Source organism: Actinomadura sp. NPDC049753 (assembly GCF_040674655.1).
Classification (GTDB): domain Bacteria; phylum Actinomycetota; class Actinomycetes; order Streptosporangiales; family Streptosporangiaceae; genus Spirillospora; species Spirillospora verrucosospora.
Genome location: NZ_JBFARL010000331.1, coordinates 1 through 5,065, shown reverse-complemented (window position 1 = coordinate 5,065; position 5,065 = coordinate 1). Strand labels below are relative to the sequence as shown.

Below are 5,065 nucleotides of genomic sequence, written 5' to 3'. Positions count from 1 at the left end.
GGGCCGTCCCCGCTGGTGGCCGGCCCCATCCCCGCCCCGCGCCGTTGTACGCCCGCCCCCGCGCCCCCGCGCCGCGGCCCGGTGCCGGGGGCCCGCGGCGCCGGGGCCAGGGTCAGGCGGGGAGGGCGTCGCCGGGGCGGCAGTGCAGGCACGGCCGGTACCCGGCGGCGCGGGCGGCGGCCAGGTCCCGGAACCCGCGCCGGTGCCCGGGGGTGATCCGGCGCGCGTCCGCGCAGGTCGGGTAGCACACGATCCCGGTGGTGTCGGAGCCCACCAGCCGCACGCCGCGCCGCGCCAGCCCGGTCACCTCCTCGACGTCGACGTCCTCGGCGCGCAGCAGCCGTTCCTTGGCGCCGGCGCCGAACACGTAGTCGCCCAGGGAGCCGTCCGAGCGGGTCACGCGGTGGCAGGGGATCAGCAGCGGGACGGGGTTGCGGCCCAGCGCCGACCCGACGGCGCGGACGGCCCTGGGCCGTCCGGCGTGCCGGGCCACCCACGCGTAGGGGCGGATCTGGCCGCGCGGGATCTGCGCGGCGGCGCGCAGGACGGCGGCCTCGAAGTCGCTGAGGCCGCGCAGGTCCAGGCGCAGCGCGCCGAGCCGGCCGGTGCGCAGCGCGGGCAGCAGTCCGGGCGGGGGGCGGTCGGCGGGCAGCAGCGGCCGGGCGAACCGGGCGCGGAACGCCGCGGCGAACTCCCGCTCGTCCATGCCGGCGCGCAGGTAGGCGACGCCCTGGTCGGTGAAGGCGACCTGCAGGCCCTCCAGGGGGCCGGGGACGTGGACGCGGCGGGCGGCGATGCGGTCCAGCAGGGCCGGGGGCGCGTCGGCGGCCAGCCCCGCCAGTTCACCGGCCAGCGGGTCGGGCGTGCCGCCGGCGGGGTCGGTGCGGCTCATCGGTTGCCCCCTTTCTGCTCGGGGTCGGGCGCGGTGCCCGGCCCGGTGGTGCCCGGCCCGGTGGTGCCCGGCCCGGTGGCGCCGGGTTCGGCGCGCAGGGCGCGCAGGCGGGCCAGGCCACGGGAGATGTGGGATTTCACGGTGCCCTCGGGCAGGTCCAGGACGGCGGCGATCTCGGCGACGGGCAGGTCGGTGACGTGCCGCAGCACGACCGCGGCGCGCTGCTGGTGGGGGAGCCGGGCCAGCAGGCCGGCCAGCTCGCGGCCGGTCTCGTGGCGGGCGGCGGCGTCCTCGACGCCCTCGCCCGGGTCGGGCGGGTCGGGGGCGTCCTCGATGGGGCCCGGCGCCGGGCGCCGCGCGGCCGTGCGCAGGCTGTTGCGCCACACGTTGGTCAGGATCGTCAGGAGCCAGGCCCGCGGCCGCAGCCCGGCGACGCGTTCCGGCTCGTAGCCGGCCAGCGCGCGGTAGGCGCGCAGGAACGCCTCGGCGGACAGGTCCTCGGCCTCGGCCCACCGCCCGCACAGCCGCAGCGCGGTGGAGAACACCGCGCCCCGGTAGGCCTCGTACAGCACGGCGAACCCCTCGTCGAGGTCGCGGGCCAGGGCGGCGGCGACCCGCGCCCCGGCGGTGTCGCCTGCCGGGGCATCCCCGCCGCCGCCCGCGGCGGCGTCGGGGGCGTCGGTGAGAGCTTCGTCCGTAACCGTCACATCCGTTCAACACCGCCGTGACCGGCCCGGTTGCGGTCCCCCGGAGCGGGGCCGCGAGATCGGACCGGGCGGGTGGTCAGCCGAGCCAGCCGGGGCGGATCATTCCCGTCTCGTAGGCCAGCACCACCAGCTGGGCGCGGTCGCGGGCGCCGAGTTTGGCCAGGATGCGGCTGACGTGGGTCTTGGCGGTGGCGGGCGACAGCACCAGCCGACCGGCGATCTCCTCGTTGGACAGCCCCGCCGCGACCAGCCGCAGCACCTCGCTCTCCCGCTCGGTCAGCGAGTTGAGCTCGGCGGCGGGCGGCGGCGCGGTGATCCGGGAGGCGAACTCGGCGATGAGCCGGCGCGTCACCGTGGGCGCCAGCAGCGCGTCTCCGCGCGCCACCACCCGCACCCCGTGGATCAGCTCGGTCGGCTCGGTGTCCTTGACCAGGAACCCGCTGGCCCCGGCCTTGATCGCGCCGTAGACGTAGTCGTCCAGGTCGAACGTCGTCAAGATCACCACACGGACGTCGGCGAGCCGGGGGTCGGCGATGATCCGCCGGGTGGCCTCCAGCCCGTCCAGGACGGGCATGCGGATGTCCATCAGCACCACGTCGGGCCGCAGCTCGCGGGCCCGCGCGACGGCCTGCTCGCCGTCGCCGGCCTCGGCGACGATCTCGATGTCGTCCTCGCCCTCCAGGATCGACCGGAACCCCGCCCGGACCAGTGTCTGGTCGTCGGCCAGCATCACCCGGATCACGCGTTCTCCTCTGTTGTCTCGCCCAGTCCGCTCATATCGTCCTTCGTGTCCTGCCCGAGCGGGGCGCGCGGTCCGGCGGCGTCCAGCGGCAGCCGCGCCCACACCCGGAACCCACCCGCCGGGCCGGGCCCGGCGGCCAGCTCCCCGCCGACCGAGGCCGCCCGTTCGCGCATGCCCCGCACCCCGTTGCCGCCCTCCGCGCCCTCCGTGTGCTCCGTGTGCTCCGCGTGCGGGGGAGCGTGCGGGCCGGCGCCGTCGTCGTCCACCCGCACGACCACCTCGCCGGGGAACACCCGCACCTCGACCGTGACCGCGGCGGCCCCCGAGTGCCGGACGGCGTTGGTCAGCGCCTCCTGCACGATGCGGTACCCGGCCAGCCCGACCGGGGCCGGGAGGTCGCTCAGCGCCGCCGTCCCCGGCTCGCCGGGCTCGGGCAGGTCGCCGGCGCGGCGAACCGCCAGCCCGGCCGCGGCGGTCTGGTCCAGCAGCTCCCCGACCCGCGCCAGCGACGGGGGCGGCGCCTCCGGCCGCTCCGGCGCCCCGGGCCCGCCGTCCTCGGCGTCGACCTGGCGCAGCACGCCCAGGATCCCGCGCAGCTCGCGCAGGGTCTCCTTGCTCGCCGCCTTGATCGCCTCCAGCGCCGTGTAGGCGCGGCCCGGGTCGTCGCGGCGGTGCAGCGCCGCCCCCGCCTGCACGTTGATCAGCGAGATCTGGTGGGCGAGCACGTCGTGCAGCTCGCGGGCGATGCGCAGCCGCTCGGCGACCGCGCGGCGCCGCGCCTCGGCCTCGCGGTCGCGCTCGGCCGCGGCGGCGCGCCGCTCGGCGGCCTCGGCCATGGCGCGGCGGCCGCGCACGTACTGCCCGATCGCCACCGTGATCAGCAGCCCCAGCGACAGCGACGCGACGCCGCGGGCGTCGGTGACCGCGTCGGGGTCGTCGCCCTTGCCGCGCAGCGACGCCGCCGCCAGGAAACCGGCGTTGACGACGATGACCGCGCCCAGCGACACCGCCAGCCGGCACTCCACGGCCGCGTTGAACAGCGCCAGCCACAGCACGACCGCGACGGGCCCGTCGGGGTACCCCAGCGGGTAGTACAGCGGCGGCACCGCCACGGCGACCACCAGGACCGCCGCCGGGTGGCTGCGCCGCCACGCCAGCGCCGCCGACGCCGCGGCGATCAGTGCCAGCCCGCCCGGCCACAGCGGCCGGTCCCCGGGCTTGACCGCCGCCTCGCTCATCGTGACCGACGCCACCAGGACCGCCGCCGCCAGCAGGGCGTCGGCCGTCCGCCCGCGCGGCCACCACGGCCCGCCCGGCGCCCGGCCCGCGATCCTGCCGGGAATCCCGGCCACCGCTCCCGCCCGGCGCGCAAGCCCCTGCGCGCGGCCCTGCGCGGGCCGCGGCGGGGGCTCGTCCGCGTCCCGGCCGGGCGCGCCGGGCCTGCGCCGGGGGCGGGGCGGGGTCGCTGTCACGCGCCAACCGTAGTTCAGCCCGGACCCGCCCCGCGCCCCCATCGAAGATCATCACGGGGTGGGCGCGGCCGCCCGCGCCCCCTGACTTTCGTCAGTAACGGCCCAGTTCACCGGCCAGTAGCGTGAACCCCGTGAACGACTCCGCGGCCCCCGGTCTCCCGACGCCCGCGTCCCTGCCGTCCCGCCTGCGGGCGCTGGTCCGCCGGCCCTCCCGCGCCGCGCTGGTCAAGGACGTGCTGCTGTACGCGGTTCTGGCGTTCCCCGTGCTGGTCGGCACGGTCTCCCCGCCGCAGCCCGCCCGGGCGTCGTGGTGGCTGCAGGGGGCCGGACTGTGCGTGCTCGCCGCCGCGATCGCGGCGGGGCGCGCCTGGCCCGTCCCGGCGCTGCTCACCGTGATCGCGCTGACCCTCGTCCACGGCAACTTCGTGTTCGCCATGCCCGTCCTGTCCTACCTGGCCGGCCTGCGCAGCGCCCGCGCGCAGCCGCTGCTGTGGGGCTTCACCGGGGTGTTCGTCGGCGGGGTGCTGCTGTCGGCGGTCCGCGGCACGCCGGTCACCGCATGGTTCCCCACCACCGTCTGGCTCGTCCTGCTCGGCGTCCTGCCCTGGCTGGTGGGCCGCTACTGGCGCCAGTACCAGGAGCTGCTGCGCGCCGGATGGGAACGCGCCGAACGCCTGGAGCACCAGCAGCGCATCATCGCCGAACGCGAACGGCTCCGCGAGCGCGCCCGCATCGCCCAGGACATGCACGACTCCCTCGGCCACGAACTGGCCCTGATCGCCGTGCGCGCCGGCGCGCTGGAGGTCGCGCCGGGACTGCAGGACCGGCACCGCGCCGCCGCCGCCGAACTGCGCACCGGCGCCGCCGACGCCACCGACCACCTCCGCGAGATCATCGGCCTGCTGCGCGACGACGCCGCCGAGGACCCCGCCGCCGAGGACCCTCACGCCGCGGCGGACTCCCCGGCGACGCCGCTGCGGCCCGCCCGCGAGAGCATCCCCGACCTGGTCGACCGCGCCCGCGCCTCCGGCGTCCCCGTCCGCCTCACCGGCGACGCCCCCGCCGGGCTCGGGCCGATGGCCGCGCTCACCGCCCACCGCGTGGTGCAGGAGGCCATCACCAACGCCGCCAAGCACGCCCCGGGCGCCGCCGTCACCGTCGCCCTCGCCCGGAACGGCGCCGGCGGGACCACCGTCACGGTCGCCAACGACCCGCCGCCGGACGGGCCGCCGCTGCTGCCCTCCGGCGGCCG

The 5,065-nt window shown here is 78.4% G+C and carries 5 protein-coding genes; 1 reads left to right on the top strand and 4 read right to left on the bottom strand.

The window, feature by feature from the left end:
* Positions 1 to 112 precede the first annotated feature (112 nt).
* The 4 genes from AB0K37_RS40095 to AB0K37_RS40080 all read right to left on the bottom strand — a co-directional run bounded on the left by AB0K37_RS40095 (position 113) and on the right by AB0K37_RS40080 (position 3,813).
* A complete protein-coding gene (locus AB0K37_RS40095; protein ID WP_363990915.1) occupies positions 113 to 892 on the bottom strand; it encodes a methylated-DNA--[protein]-cysteine S-methyltransferase in 780 nt (259 codons plus the stop codon).
* On the bottom strand, positions 889 to 1,599 hold the full coding sequence (locus AB0K37_RS40090; RefSeq protein WP_363990912.1) for an RNA polymerase sigma factor: 711 nt from the start codon (positions 1,597 to 1,599) through the stop codon (positions 889 to 891). The genes AB0K37_RS40095 and AB0K37_RS40090 overlap by 4 nt, the downstream gene beginning before the upstream one ends.
* A 76-nt stretch (positions 1,600 to 1,675) precedes the next feature.
* Positions 1,676 to 2,341: a response regulator transcription factor gene (locus AB0K37_RS40085; RefSeq protein ID WP_363990909.1), complete on the bottom strand. Its 666-nt coding sequence runs from the start codon at positions 2,339 to 2,341 to the stop codon at positions 1,676 to 1,678.
* Entirely contained in the window at positions 2,338 to 3,813 is a 1,476-nt protein-coding gene (locus AB0K37_RS40080; RefSeq protein ID WP_363990906.1) for a histidine kinase, read from the bottom strand. The genes AB0K37_RS40085 and AB0K37_RS40080 overlap by 4 nt, the downstream gene beginning before the upstream one ends.
* A gap of 131 nt (positions 3,814 to 3,944) precedes the next feature.
* Between AB0K37_RS40080 and AB0K37_RS40075 the strand changes: the two genes are divergently transcribed.
* On the top strand, positions 3,945 to 5,065 hold a 1,121-nt coding region (locus tag AB0K37_RS40075), incomplete at its 3' end, for a histidine kinase (protein ID WP_363990904.1).